At 65.1% G+C, this 19,882-nt stretch carries 27 protein-coding genes, 1 tRNA gene and 1 pseudogene; 21 read left to right on the plus strand and 8 right to left on the minus strand.

Annotated elements, in window-relative coordinates; genetic code table 11:
- Window position 1: 1 nt before the first annotated feature.
- Window positions 2–1,168 carry a beta-ketoacyl synthase N-terminal-like domain-containing protein gene (locus tag GJ631_RS08230; RefSeq protein WP_156708690.1) on the plus strand — a complete coding sequence of 389 codons (1,167 nt, stop codon included), beginning with the start codon at window positions 2–4 and terminating at the stop codon, window positions 1,166–1,168.
- A complete protein-coding gene (locus tag GJ631_RS08235) occupies window positions 1,165–1,533 on the plus strand; it encodes a Zn-ribbon domain-containing OB-fold protein (RefSeq protein ID WP_156708691.1) in 369 nt (122 codons plus the stop codon). The genes GJ631_RS08230 and GJ631_RS08235 overlap by 4 nt, the downstream gene beginning before the upstream one ends.
- A gap of 7 nt (window positions 1,534–1,540) precedes the next feature.
- Here GJ631_RS08235 and GJ631_RS08240 read toward each other — a convergent pair whose 3' ends face one another.
- The 3 genes from GJ631_RS08240 to GJ631_RS08250 all read right to left on the minus strand — a co-directional run bounded on the left by GJ631_RS08240 (window position 1,541) and on the right by GJ631_RS08250 (window position 3,581).
- Entirely contained in the window at window positions 1,541–1,834 is a 294-nt protein-coding gene (locus GJ631_RS08240; protein WP_156708692.1) for a hypothetical protein, read from the minus strand.
- Between the two features lie 65 nt (window positions 1,835–1,899).
- Window positions 1,900–2,844: a zinc-dependent metalloprotease gene (locus GJ631_RS08245; protein ID WP_370518599.1), complete on the minus strand. Its 945-nt coding sequence runs from the start codon at window positions 2,842–2,844 to the stop codon at window positions 1,900–1,902.
- A gap of 38 nt (window positions 2,845–2,882) precedes the next feature.
- The gene (locus GJ631_RS08250; RefSeq protein WP_156708693.1) at window positions 2,883–3,581 is read right to left on the minus strand and encodes a helix-turn-helix domain-containing protein; all 699 of its coding nucleotides are present in this window, start codon (window positions 3,579–3,581) and stop codon (window positions 2,883–2,885) included.
- Between the two features lie 150 nt (window positions 3,582–3,731).
- Here GJ631_RS08250 and GJ631_RS08255 point away from each other — a divergent pair, with 150 nt between their 5' ends.
- The 5 genes from GJ631_RS08255 to GJ631_RS08275 all read left to right on the plus strand — a co-directional run bounded on the left by GJ631_RS08255 (window position 3,732) and on the right by GJ631_RS08275 (window position 7,090).
- The gene (locus tag GJ631_RS08255; RefSeq protein WP_156708694.1) at window positions 3,732–4,079 is read left to right on the plus strand and encodes a hypothetical protein; all 348 of its coding nucleotides are present in this window, start codon (window positions 3,732–3,734) and stop codon (window positions 4,077–4,079) included.
- Window positions 4,080–4,119: 40 nt separating this feature from the next.
- Window positions 4,120–4,989: a hypothetical protein gene (locus GJ631_RS08260; protein WP_156708695.1), complete on the plus strand. Its 870-nt coding sequence runs from the start codon at window positions 4,120–4,122 to the stop codon at window positions 4,987–4,989.
- 60 nt (window positions 4,990–5,049) lie between these two features.
- Window positions 5,050–5,229, plus strand: a complete 180-nt coding sequence (locus tag GJ631_RS08265; protein ID WP_156708696.1) for a hypothetical protein — start codon at window positions 5,050–5,052, stop codon at window positions 5,227–5,229.
- Complete coding sequence (locus tag GJ631_RS08270; protein ID WP_156708697.1) at window positions 5,226–6,068, plus strand: 3-keto-5-aminohexanoate cleavage protein; 843 nt, start codon at window positions 5,226–5,228, stop codon at window positions 6,066–6,068. The genes GJ631_RS08265 and GJ631_RS08270 overlap by 4 nt, the downstream gene beginning before the upstream one ends.
- A 92-nt stretch (window positions 6,069–6,160) precedes the next feature.
- Window positions 6,161–7,090, plus strand: coding sequence for a ring-cleaving dioxygenase (locus GJ631_RS08275; RefSeq protein WP_156708698.1), 930 nt, complete (start codon window positions 6,161–6,163; stop codon window positions 7,088–7,090).
- 24 nt (window positions 7,091–7,114) lie between these two features.
- Here the strand turns inward: GJ631_RS08275 and GJ631_RS08280 are convergent, their stop codons facing one another.
- Window positions 7,115–7,387, minus strand: a complete 273-nt coding sequence (locus tag GJ631_RS08280; RefSeq protein WP_156708699.1) for a hypothetical protein — start codon at window positions 7,385–7,387, stop codon at window positions 7,115–7,117.
- A gap of 81 nt (window positions 7,388–7,468) precedes the next feature.
- Between GJ631_RS08280 and GJ631_RS08285 the strand changes: the two genes are divergently transcribed.
- The 5 genes from GJ631_RS08285 (at window position 7,469) to purF (ending at window position 11,204) form a co-directional block, all read left to right on the plus strand.
- Window positions 7,469–8,533, plus strand: coding sequence for a M20/M25/M40 family metallo-hydrolase (locus GJ631_RS08285; protein ID WP_156708700.1), 1,065 nt, complete (start codon window positions 7,469–7,471; stop codon window positions 8,531–8,533).
- Between the two features lie 58 nt (window positions 8,534–8,591).
- Complete coding sequence (locus GJ631_RS08290; protein ID WP_156708701.1) at window positions 8,592–9,071, plus strand: hypothetical protein; 480 nt, start codon at window positions 8,592–8,594, stop codon at window positions 9,069–9,071.
- A 61-nt stretch (window positions 9,072–9,132) separates the two neighbouring features.
- Window positions 9,133–9,318, plus strand: coding sequence for an LSM domain-containing protein (locus GJ631_RS08295; RefSeq protein ID WP_156708702.1), 186 nt, complete (start codon window positions 9,133–9,135; stop codon window positions 9,316–9,318).
- Window positions 9,315–9,488 carry a 50S ribosomal protein L37e gene (locus GJ631_RS08300; RefSeq protein ID WP_156708703.1) on the plus strand — a complete coding sequence of 58 codons (174 nt, stop codon included), beginning with the start codon at window positions 9,315–9,317 and terminating at the stop codon, window positions 9,486–9,488. The genes GJ631_RS08295 and GJ631_RS08300 overlap by 4 nt, the downstream gene beginning before the upstream one ends.
- A gap of 237 nt (window positions 9,489–9,725) precedes the next feature.
- Complete coding sequence (gene purF, locus GJ631_RS08305; protein ID WP_156708704.1) at window positions 9,726–11,204, plus strand: amidophosphoribosyltransferase; 1,479 nt, start codon at window positions 9,726–9,728, stop codon at window positions 11,202–11,204.
- Window positions 11,205–11,213: 9 nt separating this feature from the next.
- Here the strand turns inward: purF and GJ631_RS08310 are convergent, their stop codons facing one another.
- Window positions 11,214–11,777 carry a DUF420 domain-containing protein gene (locus tag GJ631_RS08310; protein WP_156708705.1) on the minus strand — a complete coding sequence of 188 codons (564 nt, stop codon included), beginning with the start codon at window positions 11,775–11,777 and terminating at the stop codon, window positions 11,214–11,216.
- Between the two features lie 94 nt (window positions 11,778–11,871).
- Between GJ631_RS08310 and GJ631_RS08315 the strand changes: the two genes are divergently transcribed.
- A complete protein-coding gene (locus GJ631_RS08315) occupies window positions 11,872–12,006 on the plus strand; it encodes a rubrerythrin-like domain-containing protein (RefSeq protein WP_156708706.1) in 135 nt (44 codons plus the stop codon).
- Between the two features lie 211 nt (window positions 12,007–12,217).
- Here the strand turns inward: GJ631_RS08315 and GJ631_RS08320 are convergent.
- Window positions 12,218–12,302: transfer RNA gene (locus GJ631_RS08320), tRNA-Leu, on the minus strand.
- A gap of 124 nt (window positions 12,303–12,426) precedes the next feature.
- Between GJ631_RS08320 and GJ631_RS08325 the strand changes: the two are divergent.
- The 4 genes and pseudogenes from GJ631_RS08325 (at window position 12,427) to GJ631_RS08340 (ending at window position 15,839) form a co-directional block, all read left to right on the plus strand.
- Window positions 12,427–12,928: pseudogene (locus GJ631_RS08325) on the plus strand (multiprotein-bridging factor 1 family protein).
- A gap of 46 nt (window positions 12,929–12,974) precedes the next feature.
- On the plus strand, window positions 12,975–14,147 hold the full coding sequence (locus tag GJ631_RS08330; RefSeq protein WP_156708707.1) for an alanine--tRNA ligase-related protein: 1,173 nt from the start codon (window positions 12,975–12,977) through the stop codon (window positions 14,145–14,147).
- A gap of 40 nt (window positions 14,148–14,187) precedes the next feature.
- The gene (locus GJ631_RS08335; RefSeq protein WP_156708708.1) at window positions 14,188–15,315 is read left to right on the plus strand and encodes an acyl-CoA dehydrogenase family protein; all 1,128 of its coding nucleotides are present in this window, start codon (window positions 14,188–14,190) and stop codon (window positions 15,313–15,315) included.
- Entirely contained in the window at window positions 15,312–15,839 is a 528-nt protein-coding gene (locus tag GJ631_RS08340; protein WP_156708709.1) for an HAD family hydrolase, read from the plus strand. Before GJ631_RS08335 ends, GJ631_RS08340 begins: the two co-directional genes overlap by 4 nt.
- On the opposite strand, the gene GJ631_RS08345 is transcribed toward GJ631_RS08340, so the two are convergent.
- Window positions 15,812–16,048 (minus strand): DUF5822 domain-containing protein, encoded by a 237-nt coding sequence (locus GJ631_RS08345; RefSeq protein WP_156708710.1) that lies wholly within the window; start codon window positions 16,046–16,048, stop codon window positions 15,812–15,814. The two genes, GJ631_RS08340 and GJ631_RS08345, sit on opposite strands and share 28 nt — an antisense overlap.
- 104 nt (window positions 16,049–16,152) lie before the next feature.
- Between GJ631_RS08345 and GJ631_RS08350 the strand changes: the two genes are divergently transcribed.
- The 4 genes from GJ631_RS08350 (at window position 16,153) to GJ631_RS08365 (ending at window position 19,287) form a co-directional block, all read left to right on the plus strand.
- The gene (locus tag GJ631_RS08350; protein WP_156708711.1) at window positions 16,153–16,860 is read left to right on the plus strand and encodes a helix-turn-helix domain-containing protein; all 708 of its coding nucleotides are present in this window, start codon (window positions 16,153–16,155) and stop codon (window positions 16,858–16,860) included.
- A 40-nt stretch (window positions 16,861–16,900) separates the two neighbouring features.
- Window positions 16,901–17,665, plus strand: coding sequence for an alpha/beta fold hydrolase (locus tag GJ631_RS08355; protein WP_156708712.1), 765 nt, complete (start codon window positions 16,901–16,903; stop codon window positions 17,663–17,665).
- Window positions 17,666–17,728: 63 nt separating this feature from the next.
- A complete protein-coding gene (panB, locus tag GJ631_RS08360) occupies window positions 17,729–18,535 on the plus strand; it encodes a 3-methyl-2-oxobutanoate hydroxymethyltransferase (protein ID WP_156708713.1) in 807 nt (268 codons plus the stop codon).
- 95 nt (window positions 18,536–18,630) lie between these two features.
- Window positions 18,631–19,287 (plus strand): trimeric intracellular cation channel family protein, encoded by a 657-nt coding sequence (locus GJ631_RS08365; protein ID WP_370518600.1) that lies wholly within the window; start codon window positions 18,631–18,633, stop codon window positions 19,285–19,287.
- Window positions 19,288–19,386: 99 nt separating this feature from the next.
- Here GJ631_RS08365 and GJ631_RS08370 read toward each other — a convergent pair.
- On the minus strand, window positions 19,387–19,882 hold a 496-nt coding region (locus GJ631_RS08370), incomplete at its 5' end, for an acyl-CoA dehydrogenase family protein (protein WP_255453926.1).

Genomic DNA, 19,882 nt, shown 5'->3' on the forward strand with positions numbered 1-19,882 from the left:
TATGGCACGCGCAGCAGTCGTCGGCGCCGGCATGACGAAGTTCGGCGTCCACGACAAACCACTCCAGGAGTTGTTCGGCGAAGCGGCGCTCCCCGCACTCGACGATGCAGGCGTCGAACCGTCCGAGATAGACGCCTTCTACTTCGGCAACGCGATGAGCGGACAGGCCGAAAACGACACCCACCTCGGCCCGAAACTCGCCTCCCACGTCGGGATGGCCGGCGTTCCGGTCCAGCGCTTCGAGGACGCCTGTGCGACCTCTTCGAACGCGTTCAAGAACGCCGTCGAGGCGGTCGACGCCGGCATCCACGACGTTGTCTTGGTCGGCGGCGTCGAGCGCTGCACCCCCGAAACCGGACAGGACACCGCGGCGATGACCCGCATCTTCGCCTCCGCATCCCACCGGCAGTACGAACAGCCGACGGGACTGACCTTCCCGGGCGTCTTCGCGCTGTTCACCAAACGCCACATGCACGAGTACGGCACGACCGAGGAGCAACTCGCGGAAGTCGCCGTGAAGAACCACGGCAACGGCGCGTTGAACCCCAACGCCCACTTCGGCAAGGAGACGACCGTCGAGGAGGCCCTCGACGGCCCCATCGTCGCCGACCCGTTCCGACTGATGGACTGCTGTCCGTTCTCCGACGGCGCCAGCGCCGTCGTCGTCGTCAGCGACGAACTGGCCGACTCCTACGACGCCCCCGTCGACGTCTCTGGCGTCGGCCACGCGACGGACGTGGTACCCATCGGAGACAAGGACACCCCACACGTCACCCAGGCTGCCCGCGACGCGGCCGCCCAAGCCTACGAGCAGGCTGACACCTCGGCTGCGGAGATGGATTTCGCCGAAGTGCACGACTGTTTCACCGGCGCGGAAATCCTCGCCAGCGAGGCGTTGGGACTCGTCGAGGACGGCGAGGGCGGTCCCGCCGCCGAGGCGGGCCGGACGGCACGGGACGGCGACGTGCCAATCAACCCCTCCGGCGGTCTGAAGGCCAAGGGTCACCCCATCGGTGCGACGGGTACCGCCCAACTCGTCGAGTTGACCGAGCAACTCCGCGGAACGGCGGGGGAGCGACAGATAGACGGCGCCGACAGTGCCGTCGCACACAACCTCGGCGGGGACGCTGCCACCACCGTCGTCACGGTCATGGAGGTCCGCCAATGAGCGACCGACTCACACACGGCGAGTGGAGCGACGCGGTCGAGTCCGGCGAACTCCTCGGACAGACGTGTTCGGACTGCGGGAAGACTCAGGGGACCCCGAAGGCCGCCTGCCCACACTGCGGTTCCAGAGCCCTCGAAACAGTCGAACTCCCGACCGAGGGCGTCGTCTACACCGAGACGACCATCAACGTCCCGCCGGTCGGCGTCGAGGAACGCGGCTATCAGGTCGCCGTCGTCGACCTCGGCGAGGCGCGCGTGATGGGGCGACTCTCCGATGGCGAGGTCGGAATCGGTGACACCGTCGAAGTCTCGGGGTTCACCGAGGACGACGACGGCTACGTCGCACCGGCGTTCGAACCGCGGTAGGTTCCGCTCAACTCCCCAGGCGTTCGGTCGGTCCGTCGCCGCTCGCGGTCGTTTTTCCGGCCGAGAGGTCACTGATACAGCGTCGACAGAAGCGATAGCTGGGGTCGTTCGGGGCGCCACAGGTCGGACACACCGTCCTATCGGGGCCTTCCGCGCGCGGCTCGCGCTCGTGGGTGGTGGCGGGTTCGGCGGTCTGGCCACTGGAGTCGGTCGCCGTCTCCCGATACAGGTACAGGAGAATGCTCATGTGGACGGCAACGAGCGCGGCGACGCCGAGCAGGAGCCACACGAGTGTGTTCATCGCTAGCACGAACTACGCCGTCGGAGTACTTATTCGTTCGGCGGGCCCGACGGTCGGGCCCCTCGTCAGGCGACGCGTGCGAGCCACGCGTCGGGGTCGTCCAACTCCGCGTCGGTCGGGAGGTTCGCGGGGTCCTCCCAGACGACGGCGGCGCCGGCGACGCCACGCGCGTCGGCGATGGCATCGAAGAATTCCTTCCCACGTTCGTACTGCTCGCGTTTCATCCCGAAGCCGAGGAGGCGGCGAATCAGCGACGAAACGGGGCCGACGTTCCGTCGACGGTCGTCGAGTTTCTGCCTGAGGTCCTCGTACTCGCGGTCGAAGGCGCGGTCCATTATGAGTTCGGCGTACCCCTCGACGGCCGTCATGGTGACGTTGAGCTCGCCCAGCGCCTCGCGGTCGAACTCGCCGGTGGCGAGTTTCGAGACGGTTTCTTCCATCGCGTCTTCGAGATGCGGCGCGAGCCACGGGGCGGCCCCGAACTCCGCGGCGTGGGCAACCTCGTGGAAGGCAATCCATCGCCGAAACCGGTCGCGGTCGACGTCCAGCACCGTCGCGACCGACTCGATGTTCGGGTGGACGAAGTAGAGTTCGTGGTCGCCGTCGCCGAGCAACAGCGGGTCGTACTGCCCGAGGACGTTGTTCGCGAGGAAGCCAAGCGTCAGCGCCATCGACCCGGTGTTCGCAGAGCGTGCCAACGACGGCGCCAGCGAGGCCTGTTCCTCGAGCGGGCCGAGCAGTCGCTCGAAGGTTGCGAGGTTGGCGTCTATCCAGTGGTGGCGGTTCTGGACCTGGACGCTGTGTGGAAGGTCGAAGTCGACGCCGGCGGCCTCTCGAATGCCGTCGCGGGCGTCCGCCACGTCGTCGGCGTACCCCTGATGTTCAGCCTCCGAGAGGGTCAAATCGCCCGGTTCGGTCGCTGCACGGGCGGCGTTCCCGACGGCACTCCAGTCCACCGGTCCGTCGCCCTCGGCGTCGGCGACCGCACGGACGGCGCGAAAGAGACTCACAGGACTGCTAGCCGACGACACGGCAAAGAGTTTCCGGGTCAGCGAGACGTCGGGAGAGCCGACTCGGTGTCCCGACACTCCTCTCGGCCGGACAGCGCTTGCATCACTTTCGATTCCGCGTTCCGGAGATGGGTCCCGACGGTGCCCGTCGAGCAGTCCAGCGCTGCGGCGATGTCCGCGTAGTTCGCCGCACGGGGGTTCCGGTAGTATCCCAACTCGACGGCCACGGCGAGGGTGTGTCGCTCTCGGTCGGTCAACTCCGCCAACAGTCGCTCGGATTCCGAGCGGTACTCGCCGGTTCGTTCGACACTGACCGAGACGCTCTCGGGAACGTCGCCGAGGCTTCGGCGCAGTTCCTCGTCGTCACCGATGAGCGTCACCTCTGCCGTCTCGTCACTCCGGAACGTGACGGGCCAGTCGACGGCAATTCGACGCGTACCGAGGAGGCCCAGAAGGCTCCGCAGAAGGCCGCTTGGCTCCGCGTGGGCGAACATCCACTCGTTGCCGTCGATGCGGCCGGTTTGCCAGGCGTCGTCGCCGTCGATGCACTCCTCGGCCAGCTGCTCGGCGGCCGCTCGGCTCCCGACGTACTCATAGAGGAGCACCGTCGACCCGTCGTCGAGCAACCGGAGTTCGTGCAGGGCCTGCAGCGACACGTCCGGTGACTCGACGACGCCGCGATGGAACGGCCCGAACCACCCTTGTTCGGAGGATACCCGAAGGGTAACGGCTCGCATGGTGACACGGTGATTTTCTCACCGAAAGGGGCTTCTGGCGGACATGCCCGGGGAATGTGGTTCGGTACCGACCAGCAATCGCGTTCCACCGTCCCGACTGCAGATATGCGACTGAAGAGTTATCCACCCGCTTGGTAACAAACGAGGCGTATGTCACCGAACCACAAAGACGGGCTTTCGAGGCGGCAGGTGTTGCGTCTGAGCGGTGGAACGGCCGCGGGGGTCGCTCTCGTCGGGACGGCAGCCGGAGAACACGACAACGGAAACGGACGCGGCCACGGCGGCCACGGCGACGACCACGACGAGTGTGCCTACGAGACTGTCGGCGGACACCACGGCGGTGGGGACCACGACGACGAAGAACACAGCGACCCGCTGAATCAGTACCTCCTCTGTCCGGACCATCCCCACACCGAGTTCCCATCGGGACATACGATGCATCACGTCAACGCGGCGATGGGGGGGCTGTCCCGGCGGAACCGGGCTGGAACACTGTGACGTAGACACCGACGACCCGGACATCGAGCGAATCAACGAGGTGTGGCCGGAGTGTACGGAGTGGCCACAGCCGACGAAGGATATCATCGAAGCCTCTCGGGAATCGCTCACGCAGGTGTACAACGACGTTGGAACGCTCCTCGCTCGGGGATACATTCCCTACTTCGATGTCGTCACCCCCGGTGCGACCGGTGGCGTCTCCCACTGGCTGAATCCGGGGTACATCGGTGACAACCACTACGAACCGAATCCGCTCCGCCCTGATTCGATTATCCTCGACAACGAGTGGTGGAAGCCAATCGGCCCGATGTACGTCGCCGCCGAGGAGGGAGAGGTACACTGGCGGAGCGAGGAGGACGAACTCATGGAGGTCCGAGACGCCTGGGGGTACGAAAACGACTGCGGGGAGTGCTTCCCGTATCACCCCCACGATGGCGTTGCGGGCCGGTTCGCGTGGTGGTACTACCGGCAGGTCCACGAGCAGGACGCCGCCGAAGGCGACGTGATGTTGCCCTGCTATACGGCGCCGATGATGCACTCGTGGATTTACCCGACGCCGGACGGTCCCCACGGTGCCACCTCCGGTGCGCCGCCCCAGAAGTTCCGTCCGGGCGGGCCACCGAACCAACCGGGGTACCCGACCCCTGTCGACCCAACGGAGACGGACCTCTCGCTCGACGTGCTTCCCGAGGCGGTTCAGGAGGCGGCGATGCCGGAGCGGTTGGCGGCGGAACTCGACATCATCGACGGCCTTTCCCGGAAGTATCTGATGACGACGCCGATTGCCGAACTCGAGACGCTGATGGACGACCGCCTCGGACCGGTCGGGACCCAGTTGGATGGCCTCGGGTCGGTCGACGTGTCCGATACCCTCGACACCGCGGAACTCCCGAGCGGAATTGGTCTGTAGTCGATACCGGTAACACCGGTGTCAGCAAACGACTATGTGAAACCCGGCCGTCGGTCGGGTATGGCCTGTCCGTATCTGGAGTACCGCGAGGCCGACGAGGAGCGCTCCTTCGAGACCGCACGCGCCTACTGTACCGCCGTCGACGCGTTCGTCCAACCGATGCGTGCCGACATCTGCAACGACCGCTACGAGTTGGACCACACGACCGATTGTGAGTTCTACCGAAACGCTGAGCGATGAGCTACGACGACTACCTCGCCGGCGACCCGGTCGTCATCACCGCGGCGCTGACCGGTGGCGTCCACGGCAAGGAGGCCAGTCCCCATCTCCCGGAGACGCCCGAGGAGATAGCCGACGCCGCCGAGGCGTGTGAAGCCGCCGGTGCCTCGGTCGTCCACCTCCACGCTCGTCGAGAGAACGGCGAACGCTCGTTTTCGCGTGAGCGATTTCAGGAACTGACCGATGCAGTCCGGGAGCGGACGGACCTCATCGTCCAGCACTCCACCGGCGGGACGGGCGCCCCCGACGATATCCGACACGAACCGCTCCGGACCGACCCCGCCCCAGACATGGCCTCTCTCGACATGGGGCCGCTCAACCGTTATCAGCACCTCACTTCCGAGAACACCCGCGGCCTCGTCGAATCGCTCGCCGAGGAGATGCGAGAGCGGGGAATCAAACCCGAGATGGAGGTGTTCAATGGCGGCCACCTCAACGAGGTCCACGAACTGCTCGACCGGCGGCCGGACCTCCTCGAGGAGCCGATTTACACGACGCTCATCTTCGGCGGCGGCACGACCGCGATGCCGACGCCCGACACGTTCCGGTCGCTCGTCAATCACCTCCCCCGGGGAGCACAGTTCAACACCCTCGGATTCGGCCAGCACCAACTCCCCTTCGGCGCGATGGGCATCGTCTTCGGCGGCCACGTCCGCGTCGGCCTGGAGGACAACCGCTACTTCCGGCAGGGTGAACTCGCGACGAACGCCCAACTGGTCGAGCGGGCGGCGACGCTCGCGGAAACCCTCCAACGCCCCGTCGCGACGCCCGACGACGCCCGAGAGATACTCGACATCTGAGCCACTCCAGTAACACGCTCGTCACCTGATTGCGTCGGTGTGCGCGAACCGATTTAACCCTACAACTCGTAACTAGGTAACATAGATACACTATGCCCGAGGCTATCTCCGGACTCCACCACGTGACGGCCATCGCCAGCGACCCCGAGGAGAACGTCGACTTCTACACCGACGTACTCGGGCTCCGGCTGGTGAAGAAAACCGTCAACTTCGACGACGTGACGACGTATCACCTCTACTACGGCGACGGAGTCGGCTCGCCGGGGACGATTCTGACGTTCTTCCCGTTCGGCGCCGGACAGCGCGGGTCGGTCGGCCGAGGACAGACCTCGGCGACGGCGTTCGTCGTCCCCGAGGGGAGTCTCGACTACTGGCAGGAGCGCTTCGACGACCACGGGGTCGAGTACGACGCCGTCGAGGAACGCTTCGACGAGCACGTCCTCCCGTTCTACGACCACGACGGACAACCGCTGGAGTTGGTCACCGGCGCCACCGACATCGAACCGTGGGACGGAAGCGACGTCCCGGTCGAACACGCCATCCGCGGGTTCCACGGCGTCACGCTGCTGTCGGCCGACGCCGAGGCGACCGTCGACGTACTGGAGACGATGGGGTACGAACGCCTCGAGGAGACCGGCCACCGAACCCGATTCGCCGGTGCGGGCGACCGCGCGGCGTTCGTCGACGTACTCGACGACCCGGAGGCGTCGACGGGGATGCAGGGTGCGGGCACCGTCCACCACGTGGCCTTCCGGGTTTCCGACGACGACGCCCAGATGGCGTGGCGCGAGGAACTCGCCGAAACGGGCCTGCGCGTGACGCCACAGAAGGACCGACGGTACTTCCGGTCGATTTACTTCCGGGAACCCGGTGGCGTGCTGTTCGAGTTCGCGACGGACGGTCCCGGGTTCGACGCCGACGAACCGCTCGCGGAGTTGGGGTCGGAGTTGAAGCTTCCACCGTGGCTCGAGGCGGACCGAGAAAGCATCGAACGCAGTCTCCCGCCGCTGGCTGCGGACTGATACGGACTACGACGGTCCGACGAGTCAGGCGTCGATATCGTCGAGTTCGTCGGCGTCGTCCTCGAACTCGAACGTCGACTCCTCGTCGTCGAGAACCTTCGTCTTGACCACGTAGGCGACGGCGACGAGGAAGACGAGCCCGACGATGGCGGCGATGGCGCCCCCTTTCTTCGACCCGGAGGACTCCTCGAGTGGTTCCTCGGCGGCCGAGACCTCCTTCTCGCCGCTGTCGTACCCCTTCGTCGCGCTCAATTCGGAGTCCGTGAAATGAACCTCGAGAAACGTGAATTTGGCCATACTACACGTTCGCCGGAGAGGGACTTATAGGTTGATACGGCCGGTCGAGACGTTCTTGTGTCTGCCCGTCGGTTCGTGGGTATGGACGACGAACGGCGAGCGTTCCTCGAGGCGTTGCTGTCGACTGCGACCCCCTCGGGGTTCGAGACGGCCGGACAGCGACGGTGGCTCGACTACGTCGACCCCTTCGCCGACGAAACGCGCGTCGACGCCTACGGGAACGCGGTCGCCGTTTCAGAGGGGTCTGGCGACGGGCCGTCGATTGCGATTGCCGGCCACGGCGACGAAATCGGGCTGATGGTCCGGGACATCACCGACGACGGATTCCTGAAACTCTCCAGTATCGGCGGCTCTGACAAGACGGTCACGCGAGGCCAGCACGTCCGGATTCACACTGCCGAGGGGACGCTCAACGGCGTCATCGGGCAGGTGGCGATTCATCTCCGGGACACCGCGAGCGACGAGTACGACGAAATCAACGAACAGCACGTCGACATCGGCGTCGAGGACGGCGACGCCGCCCGGGAGTTGGTCGATATCGGTGACCCCGTGACCTTCGACACGAACATCGCCGAATTGGAGGGTGACCGACTCGCGGCCCGCGGGATGGACAACCGCGTCGGCATCTGGGCTGCGGCCGAGGCGTTCCGTCGGGTGGCCGAGACGGACCACGAATCGACGGTGTACGCGGTCTCGACCGTCCAGGAAGAAATCGGGCTCAAGGGTGCGAAAATGGTCGGGTTCGACCTCGAACCGGACGCCGTCGTGGCGACGGACGTGACCCACGCCACCGACCAACCGGAATCGCCCGGCGACCGCTCGACGGGCATCGAGTTGGGGGCGGGACCAGTCGTCGCTCGCGGTAGCGCCAACCACCCCAAACTCGTCGAGGCGACTCGAACAGTTGCGGAAGACGAGGGCATCGACGTACAACTGCAGGCCTCGGGCAGTTTCAGCGGCACCGACGCGGACGCCTTCTACACCACTCGGGGTGGCATCCCCTCGCTGAACGTCGGCCTGCCGAACCGCTACATGCACACCCCCGTCGAGATGGTCGACCTCGCTGACCTCGAAGCCGCCGCCGAGTTGCTCGCGGCGGTCGCCGTCCGTGCCGAGTCGTTCGCGCCGTTCACCGCCGACGTGTGAACGAGCGGGATGTGGACACGACCCAAACCACGATACGTCGGGCGCCGCTGGGTTGGGTATGAGCTCCGATTTGGGGAACATGCTCCGTATACTACAGGTGCTCCGAGACGAGGGGTTCGTCGACGCGCTGACCGACGTCGAGCGTCTGGTCGCCGACGTCGACGAGCGACTGGAACACGTCGAACAGGTGGAGAACGATGCCGAACGGGCAGTCCGGGATGCGGAGGCAGCCCTCGACGCCGTCGACGACCGACTCGAGCAGTTCGACGAGATGATATCGCTGCTCGAGGCGAAAATCGAGGCGGCCTTCTCCATCGGATTCTTCTTTTTCGCTATCGACCGGTGGACGGCCGACGACCCGTTCCTGGCGCTCGGACTGTTGTTCATGGGCTTGCTCGGTGCGTCGTCGCTGGCGGTGACGGTCAGACGGCTGCCGCAGGTGCGTCGGCTTCGGACCGTCGGTCGGTACGCGACGAACCGTCTCGACAGCACCGACGACTGGTTGGACGACGAGGAAGACGAAGGGAAGAGCAAGTGAGTACGGCCCGAACGTGACCGTACCCGGTGCGTTTATACTGTCGGGGCGTGCTCCGTCCAGTATGACCGACCGACCCCTCGACGTGCTCGAAGAGACCCTTGGTTCGGAAGTGAGTGTGACGCTGAAAGGCGGCGAGGTGTACGACGGTGTCCTCGCCGGCTACGACCAGCACATGAACCTCGTATTGGAGGAAGGCGACAACGTAACCATTATCCGCGGGGATAACCTCGTCTCGATACAACCATGACTGGAGCCGGGACCCCGAGTCAGGGGAAGAAGAACAAGACGACACACGTGAAGTGCCGACGCTGCGGCGAGAAGTCCTACCACTCGCGGAAGAAGGTCTGTGCCTCCTGTGGATTCGGCAAGACCGCAAAGCGTCGAAGCTACGCGTGGCAGTCCAAGCAGAACGAGTAACGAACGACCGACGCTTTTCGCTTTCGTTTCCCGAGTAGCCGCTGCTTCGGTCTCCTCACTCGTCCTCCTGAGACACCACCGCCCGTCGAACTTCCGATAGCCACTCGACTGTGGGGGTGTCGAGAGACCCCACGATGTTGCCCTGTTGTTCACGTACGTGCATATACACGTCCGTGACTACCCGCATATCACGCACGATGGAGTGGGTTTTTACGCGTGGCCGTCAGAGAATCGTCCATGCCAGACGGGCGGCACACGGAGGGGCCGACGGAGAAATGCGGCGTGGTCGGCGTCTCGCTGGACGGGCGAGACGCGGCGCGACCGCTGTACTACGCACTGTACGCGCTCCAACACCGGGGCCAGGAGTCGGCGGGTATCGTCACCCACGACGGCTTCCAACAGCACAGCCACGTCGAGATGGGGCTGGTCGGCGACGCCTTCGAGGAGGGTGACCTCGATTCGTTGAACGGGTCGACGGGTATCGGCCACGTCCGCTATCCGACGGCCGGCAGCGTCGACTCCAGTTGCGCACAGCCGTTCTCGGTGTCGTTCAAATCCGGGTCGCTCGGCTTGAGCCACAACGGGAACCTCGTCAACGCCGACGAGGTCCGGACGGAACTCGCCGAAAGCGGCCACGCCTTCACCAGCGACGGCGACACGGAGGTCATCGCCCACGACCTCGCGCGGAACCTCCTCGAAGCGGACCTCGTTCGGGCCGTCAAGCGGACGATGAGCCGCATCCACGGCTCGTATGCGCTGACGATTACCCACGACGACACCGTGTTGGGCCTTCGTGACCCCCAGGGCAATCGACCCCTCTGTATCGGAAAACTCGACGACGGCTACATCATCACCTCCGAATCGGCCGCCATCGACGTTCTCGACGGCGAGCTAGTTCGCGACGTCCGACCGGGCGAACTCGTCGTGTTGGGTCCCGACGGCGACGGCTTCGACTCCTATCAACTCGTAGAACAGGAAAATACGGCACACTGCTTCTTCGAACACGTCTACTTCGCGCGCCCGGACTCCCGCATCGACGGCAACCTCGTCTACGACGTTCGGCGCGAACTCGGCCGCAAACTCTGGGAGGAAAGCGGCGTCGAAACCGACGTGGTGCTTCCGGTACCGGACTCCGGGCGGGCCTTCGCCTCCGGGTACGCCGAGGCCGCCCAGGAGGACGACGCCGACGTGGAGTTCGCCGAGGGGCTGATGAAGAACCGCTACGTCGGCCGGACGTTCATCATGCCGACACAGGACGCCCGCGAACGGGCGGTCCGGCTCAAACTCAACCCCATCCGCGACGTGGTCGAGGGGAAAACCGTCACCGTCATCGACGACTCCATCGTCCGCGGGACCACCTCGACGCAGTTGGTCGAGTTGCTCAACGACGTGGGCGCCGAGGCGGTCCACATGCGCATCGGCGCACCGGCTATCGTCGCCCCGTGTTACATGGGCATCGACATGGCCTCCCGTGAGGAGCTCATCGCCGCGGGGAAGGACACCGACGACATCCGAGAGAAAATCGATGCGGCGTCGCTGTCGTATCTCTCCATCGACGCCATCGCCGAGGCGCTCGACGAGTCCCGTGCGGACCTCTGTCTCGGCTGTGTGACGGGGGAATACCCCTACGATATCGACGGGGAGTCGACCGACCGCGACGTAGTTCGTCCAACCATCGACGGCGCACAGGCCGGTGTCGCCAGCGACGACGACTGACGCCGCCCGTCAGTACACGTGATACAGTAGTGCGTAGATTATCAGACCCATGCTGAACGAAATCAGCCACAGGCTCGCGGCGATTCGGCCGGCCTTGCGGTGGGCGGTTTCGTAGATATCGGCGACCGGGCGGGTGCCGGCGACGAGAAGCGCATAGAAGACGAACGGGACACAGACGATAGCCAGCGCGATGTGGACGAAGAGTATCGGCAGATACGCGTAGGTGTAGACGACCTCCGGCCCGGCGAACTCGCTGGGGCCGAGGAGCGCGACCCGGTAGAGATACAGCGCGAGAAACAGTGCGAACAGTCCGAAACTACTCACCATGAGTCGTCGGTGTCGCTCGACGTTCCCCCGCCGAATCGCACGGACGCCGAGGGAGATGGTGCCGATAGCGAGAAGGCTAATCACCGCGTTGACGTGTGGAATAGCCGCGAGAAGCGCTTCGGGTTGCGGGAGCGACTCGACGGGTAACACCTGGAGGACGGCACCGAACACGAGCGCCAGCGATACCGCCGTCAACAGGGCCGTCAGGGCGGGGACGTGTTCCCTGGCCCACGTCTGGGTTTGCATACGTCTAATTACGTCGGTCGTGTGGATAGATGTTGGTGGTTTTCTACGGCGCGTGGTAACGTTTAACACATAACGGGGCTAATGACTCACCGGTATGCGAGGGGCACAACCGGACGAGGACACGCTGTACGAGTGTATCGACTGCGGTGACCGCCAGACGGACCCGGAGGGGCGGCTCTGTTCGTGCGGCGGCTACCTCAAGAACATCGGCGTTAGCCGCGGCCTCTAACCGTTTTTCGCTACCACTACCGCTGTTCGGTGTCGCGCCGGTCGGATGATTCGTGGGTGCTGTCTTCGAGTACCCGCACTGTGTACGTCGACGGTGAGTCGCCAGCAGTGCGTGGGACCGGATTTGAAGTAGACGGAACTATCGCTGTTTACCTTGTTTTGTGAGAAGTTTGCGTGGGTGCTGTCTTCGAGCACCCGCACTGTTGTGACAGTGCGTGGGACCGGATTTGAACCGGCGGACCTCTACAGGACAGCGCCCTCAACGCTGCGCCGTTGGCCTAGCTTGGCTACCCACGCACGGCGTGTCTTGCTGCAATTCCTCGTAAACCGGGGTACGATAAAAGGGCTTTCCTTTGGACTGCGTGCGGGCGACCACGCCGCGGAGCGTCGGGTTCAAGTACGTTCCAGCAGCACATAGGACATGGCGAAATACTCGACCGGCGGAGTCGGGGGGGGACTCCAGCGGCGCCTGCGAACTCTGCGGGGCCGAGGACCGCGACCTCCAGACGGCGACCGTCGCCGGTGCGCGACTCGAAGTTTGCAGCGAGTGCGCCCACCACGGCGAGGAGCCCGACCGAAAGAAGTCGGGCGGAAGGGACGACCAGAGCGGCGAGAACCGCAAAAAGAAGGCCGCACAGAACGTCGCCAAACTCAGCGACGCACAGAAGGTCGACCACGACTGGGAGGAGGGGACCGACTACGAGGACGACCCTCTTCCATATCTCATCCGGGGCTACGGCGACGTGCTGGAAGACGCCCGACAGGACGCCGGCCTCCAAACCGACGAACTCGCCGCGGAGTTGGAGATAGCCGAGGACGACATCGTCGCCGTCGAACAGGGGCGTGCCGCCCGCGCCAACGTCGGCGGGTCGGTCATCGAGGCGCTCGAAGAACGCCTCGGCATCGAACTCGCAGAGGAGTAACTCGGCTTCCGACCGGCTTTTGTCTCCGAGCGTTCTGTCGGTAGCTATGGCACCCGCTACCGCGGCCGAGGACCCGGAAACGCTCGCCTTCGAGACGACCGTTCGGGACGGCGGGAGCGAGGTCGTTCTCGAAGAGACGTACTTCTACCCCGAGGGCGGCGGCCAACCGGCCGACCGCGGAACGCTCGGCGGACTGACGGTCCTCGACGTACAGCAGCGTGACGGCGACGTCGTCCACGTTATCGACGGAACGCTGGAAACGGGAGAAACCGTTCGCGGGGCTATCGACCCCGAGTTCCGGCGGTACTGCATGCGCGCCCACACCGCGAGTCACGTGCTGTACGGCGCCGGCCGCCGCCTCTTCGAAGAGTTGGGCTACGGTGGGTTCGGCATCACACCGGAGAAAGTCCGGGTGGACTTCAGTACGCCGACCGACATCGACGACGAGACGCTCGTCGAACTCGAGCGGCTGGTCAACCGCTGTGTCTGGGACTCCCGAGACGTGACGTGGAGCCGACAGCCGCAAGCGGAGGCACTCGACCGCGACGACGTGGCGTTCAACACGAAAACCGAAGAGGGTCTCACCGGCGAGACGGTCCGCGTCGTCGAAATCGACGGGTGGGACGCCGCCGCCTGCGGCGGGACGCACGTCTCGAACACGATAGAAATCGGGCCCGTGACCGTGCTCGGCCGGTCCAATCCCGGCGAGGGGTTGACCCGGGTGGAGTTCGCCGTCGGTCCCGAGGGAATCGACCGCCGGGCGGCGGAGAAAGCGGCTGCACTCGACGCCGCGGAAACGCTGGGGACGGCGCCGACCAACCTTCCAGAGGCCGTCGACCGACTCCGAGAGGAACGTGAGACGGTTGCCGCCGAGCGGGACGCACTCCGAGAGCGCATCCTCGACGCCACCGTCGCCGACATCGCGGACGAGCGCTTCGAACGTGACGGTCGGACGTGGGCGGCGGGCGTCGTCGACGCCGATGCGAACGCCCTCGCCGAGCGGGTCCGGGACCGCCCCGAGGGCATCGAGGTACTCGTCTTGGCGACGCCCTCCGGACAGCTCGCGGTCGGGACGGGCGAAGGGTGTGATGCGGGCGATGTCGTCGCGTCACTCACCGACCGCTTCGGTGGCGGCGGTGGCGGCTCCTCAGAGGTGGCACAGGCCGGTGGCCTCGACGCCGACGGCTCGACGGTCGTCGATTCGCTTCGGGACGCCTGACGGGCGGACTACTTTTGCCCCTCGCGTCCAACGTGGTGGCATGGAACTCTCGCCCGAACAGCAAGCCATCCGGGACACCGTCCGCGAGTTCGCGGTCGAGGAGATTCGACCGACGGCCCGCGAGGCCGACGAAACGGAGACCTTCCCCGAAGACGTCTGGGACGGCCTCGCCGAGATGGAACTCACCGCGATGACGATTCCCGAGGAGTACGGTGGTCTCGACGTCGACGGCCTCACATACGCCATCGTCAACGAGGAAGTCGCCTACGGCCAACTGGCCGTCGCGACGGCGCTGTCGGTCCAGACCCTCGTAACCTCCTGTATCGCCGAGTTCGGCGACGAAGACCAGAAGGAGCGGTGGCTCCCGGATATGGTCGAGGGCCGACCCGTCGGCGCGTTCGCGCTCTCGGAGCCCCACGCCGGGTCGAACCCCGCCGAGATGTCGACGGAAGCACGACGCGAGGGCGACGAGTACGTCATCAACGGGACGAAACAGTGGATAACCAACGGTGTGCGGAGCGACGTTGTCGTGCTCTTCGCGAAGACCGACCCCGAGGACCCCCGAACGGTCACGCAGTTCATCGTCCCGAAGGACGCCGACGGTCTCGAAGTCGGCAAGAAAGAGGAGAAACTCGGACTGCGGGGCAGCGACACGACGACGCTCGTCTTCGAGGACGTTCGCATCCCCGTCGAGAACCGCCTCACGCCGGAAGGCCGGGGGCTATCGGCGGCGCTGTCGATTCTCACCGGCGGCCGCGTGGGCATCGCCGCCCAGTCGGTCGGTCTCGCCCAATCCGCACTCGACCTCGCAATCGACTACGCCCACGACCGCGAGCAGTTCGACGGTCCCATCTCGGATATTCAGTCGATTCGACACAAACTCGCCGAGATGCACGCGAAGACACAGGCAGGCAGACTGTTGACCTACGAGGCCGCCCGAAAACTCGACGGCGATGCACCGCCGTCGATGGCCGCAAGCACAGCGAAGTACATCGCAAGCGAGAACGCGATGGACGTGACCAACGAAGCCGTCCAGATTCACGGCGGCTACGGCTACACGACCGACTTCCCGGTCGAGCGACTGTATCGGGACGCCAAGATTACGACCATCTACGAGGGGACGACCCAGGTTCAGAAGAAGGTCATCGCCCGCGAACTGCTGGAATGAACACCGACCACGAGACGGTCGTCTTCGACCTCGACGGAACCCTGGTCCGCCTCGTCGTCGACTGGGAAGCCGTCGCCAGCGACGTGGCCGAGACGCTCCGAGAGCGCGGCGTCGCCCCGCCCGAGAGCCTCTGGGGGATGTTGGAAACGGCGAACGAGACGGGGCACAGACCGGCGGTCGAGGCGGTCATCGCGGGCTACGAACGGGACGGCGCCCGCGCCTCCGAGCGACTGCCGGCGGCCGACGCCGTCCCGGAGGAACCGGTCGGCGTCTGTTCGCTCAACTGCGAAGACGCCTGCCACATCGCCCTCGAGGAACACGCAATCGACGGCGTCGGCGCCGTCGTCGGTCGCGATACGGTCGCCACCGAGAAACCCGACCCGGAACCGCTGTTGGAGACGGTTCGCCGACTCGACGGCTCGCCCGAGTCGACGCTGTTCGTCGGCGATACGGTTCGTGACGAGCGGACGGCCGAACGGGCTGGCTGTTCGTTCAGCTACGTCTCCGAGTGGCTCCGGGCGTAGAGGAAGACGGGAATCCCGATACAGAGCCACACGACCGCGCCGACGCGGATGGCGAAGTTCGCCCGCTGGGTCCACGTGTCCAACCCGACGAACACCGACAGCGCGGCGACGACCGGCGCGCCGACGACGATGGTGAGCACGAACGTCACCTGCATCACCCAGCCGTAGTCGACGCCCTCGGGGTCCGTCGTCTCCACCTGGGTCGGCATAGAACCGAGTCGGTGTCTCGGCGGGTAAGCCGTTACGGTTCCGGGCGCTCGGTCATCGGCGGCTTCCGACAGGCACATCAGCGCCCGTCGAGAGGCCCACCGGTATGGGTCTGCTCGCGGAGTACGAGCTAGCTTTCGAGCACCTGCCGTTGGTTGATGTCGCGGCAGCGCTTCCGGCGGCGACGCTGACCGTCGCGGTCGGCCAGCCAAACCAGAGCGGGCTTCCCCCCTTCGACGTACGGGTCGACAGTGAGAAGGCGGAGTCCGTCGAGGCGGCCTTCGAGCGGTCCGATTTCGTCGACCGCTACTCGCGAATCGAAACGCGCGGTGACCGACTACGATACCGTGTCGTCCCGGCGACCACGATGGACGAACAGATAGGTCGCCACGTAGACCGGTCGGAACGTCTCCACGAGCTCGCCGACAACGACTCCATAATCGAAGATATCGTCGTGACCGACAGGGGATGGCGACAGCGGCGGTGGTTTGTCGACCGCGAGGCCTTCGAGCGTTACTGTACGTTCTGGCGGTCCAACGCCGACGCGTTCGAACTGCGACGTCTGCGGGAAGCCGACGGCTTCGGGCCGACGGACCCCAATGGCTTGACTGAACGGCAACTGGAGGCGCTGGCGGCCGCCAACGAGATGGGATACTTCGATATCCCGCGACGAGCGTCTCTCGGTGAAGTAGCGGCGACGCTCGATATCTCCGCATCGTCGCTGTCGGAACGGCTCCGCCGTGCACAGGCCCACCTCGCCGAAGAGGCCCTTGACGACGGACTCATCAACCGATTTAAAGAGCCGCATCGTTGAGAGTGTACCTGACGTACACAGCGAGCCAACCGACGACGCCATGCGAAGGACTTCCTCCGCCGACGGAACTGAAATCGCATACGAAATAGACGGCTCCGGACCGCCGCTCGTCCTGTTGCATGGCGGGACCGGATGCCGACGCCACTGGGACGCACTGACTCCGCATCTCGTCGACTCCTTTACCGTTATCCGCCCCGACCGGCGAGGGCGTGGCGACAGCGGTGACCACGAGGAGTACGGCCTTGACCGCGAGGTTGCCGACCTACGGGCGGTGTTGGCGACCGTCGACGGTGATGCGACCGTCTTCGGCCACTCATTCGGCGGACTCGTCGCGCTCGCCGCTGCGGATGACGCTGATATCGACCGATTGGTACTGTACGAACCGGCCCTCCTCGTGGGCGAACACGGCGACGGCAATCTCGCTTCCCGGATGCAAGCGCATCTCGATGCCGGCGAACGGAAAACGGCCATGCGATGTTTCTACGAGGAATCGAGTGGTCTCGACGACGTGACGCAGGTCCCATGGTGGCCCGACGAGGTCTCCTTCGAACGCGCCGAAACCGTCGTCCGGGAAAACTACGCCGTCGAAGCGACCGATATCGACACGCTCCCATCACCCGCGGGTCCGACGCTCCTGTTGACTGGCGAGGACGGTCCCGAACACCTTCGAGATGCCGTCTTCGCACTCGAAGACCGCCTACCCGATAGCCAGGTTGTCGAACTGGAGGGGGTCGGTCATGTCGGCACGATGCTGGCCCCAAAACAGGTCGCTGACGCGGTGTGTGAGTTCATCGAGTCGTCCTGAGTCTCGACGGTATCGGTGGGTGAAGTAACAGCGTTTAACCCCCAGCGTCCCCGATTCGGCTCCATGCGAGCGAAGGACATCCGCGCGAAGGCCGGCGAGGAGCCGATTACGATGCTGACGGCCTACGACGCGCCGACCGCCCGTCTCGTCGACGAGGCGGGCATCGACATGACGCTCGTCGGTGACTCCGTCGGCAACACCCAACTGGGCTACGACTCGACGCTGCCGGTGACTGTCGAGGAGATGGCCAGCCACACCGCGGCGGTAGCGCGGGGAACCGACGACGCCCTCGTCATCGCCGACATGCCGTTTCTCTCCTATGGCGCCGACGAGGCCGAGGCCATCGAGAACTGCGGGCGGATGCTGAAAGAGGCCGACGCCGACGCCGTCAAACTCGAATCCGGTCCGCACACGGTCGATTTGACCCGACGGCTCACCCGCCTCGGCGTCCCGGTACAGGCACACCTCGGATTGACGCCACAGCGCGAAAACGAGACGGGACTGTTCCGCCAAGGGACGACCGAGGAGTCGGCGCGCCGCATCCTCGATTTGGCCCGCGAACACGAGGCTGCGGGGGCGTTCTCGCTGGTCTTGGAACACGTCCCGGCGAACCTCGCCGAGGCGGTCACCGAGGCCATCTCGATTCCGACCATCGGCATCGGTGCTGGCCCGCACTGCGACGGACAGGTCCTCGTCGTCGACGAGGTCATCGGGCTCTCCGAGCGAACTGCGCCGTTCTCGAAGTCCTTCGGCGACGTGCGGGGCGAGATGCAAAGCGCGATTTCGGAGTACGCCGAGGCCGTCGAGAGTGGCACGTTCCCCGCCGACGAACACAGCCACTACGAGGACGAAATCGAGGACGTGTACTGAACGTCTGCTCTTTCACCTCCGTCGTCGGAACGGTACGCCGAGGGAACCCTTTCGATGCGTAGCAATCAAGATATCCACTCACATAGCCGAGCGTAGTGAGTCAGGACCTCATTGCGATACTGTTCGGTGACCCCTTTGCGGTCATGAACACGATTGGGTTGGTCGCGTTCGCACTCGTGGGGTCGTCGAAGGCGATTCGTGAAGAGTTCGACGTACTCGGCATTACCATCGTCGGACTGGCGATGGCGTTTGCCGGTGGGGCTACCCGTGACCTCCTCGTGACGCGCGTTCCGTTGGCCCTTCAATCGCCGGCCGAAATCAGTCTGGGTCTCCTCGGCGTCGGCTTGGCAATCGCGCTAAACGTCGTTCTGTCGTCACCGGATACCCATCCGATTACAGTCGTTTCCGATGCGATTGGCCTCGCTGCCTTCGCGACGACTGGGGCTATCGTCGCAACTGAAGCGGGCGTTTCGGCGTTCGGTATCGTCGCCATCGCAACTATCAACGCCGTCGGTGGTGGAGCACTCGCTGATATCCTCCTCGACCGCGCTCCGTTCATCCTCTTCGAGGATTTCTACGCGAGTTGTGCGGTCCTCGGCGGGACTGCCTACTGGCTGGTGGGTGCGGTCGGTGCGACCGCGAGTACGGCTGCTGTAGTGTGTGCTGTCGTGACCGTGGGAAGTCGGCTGGCAGCGGTCATGTACGACTGGCATCTCCCGACGGTACAGAATTTCGGGCAATCGAGGGAGTGAGTCGGTCACGAGCAGTCATGGATTCCTAACGCGGCTCACAGCCCCGTTGACACGCGATTCGCACGCGGGGTCGGAAGCGACGAAGCGTCGTATTTGTGGCTACTCCTGAAGCTCCCGTGCGATGATGTTCTTCTGGATTTCGGTGGTGCCCTCGTAGATTTGGGTAATTTTGGCGTCACGGTAGAACCGTTCGGCGTCGAAGTCGTCGACGTACCCCGAGCCACCGTGAATCTGGACGCATTCGTTTGCGTTCTTGACGGCGACACGAGAAGCGAACTCCTTGGCCATCGACGCCAGCGTGGTGAGCTGTTCGTCCTTGTGGTCGACGGACCACGCCGACTTGTACGTCAACTGCCGAGCGGCTTCGGCTTCGGTGTGCATGTCGGCGAGTTTGTGCTGGATGGCCTGGAAATCGCCGATGGGGCGGCCGAACTGTTCGCGCTCTTGTGCGTACTCCAGTGCGCGCTCGGCGGCGCCCTTCGCGATACCGACGCCTTGGGCCGCCACCTGCGTCCGCGTCTCGTCGAAGAACTGCATCTGCTGGAGGAAGCCGGCCCCACGAGTCCCGACGAGGTTTTCCTCGGGGACGCGAACG

Source organism: Natronomonas sp. CBA1123 (assembly GCF_009741925.1).
Lineage (GTDB): Archaea > Halobacteriota > Halobacteria > Halobacteriales > Haloarculaceae > Natronomonas.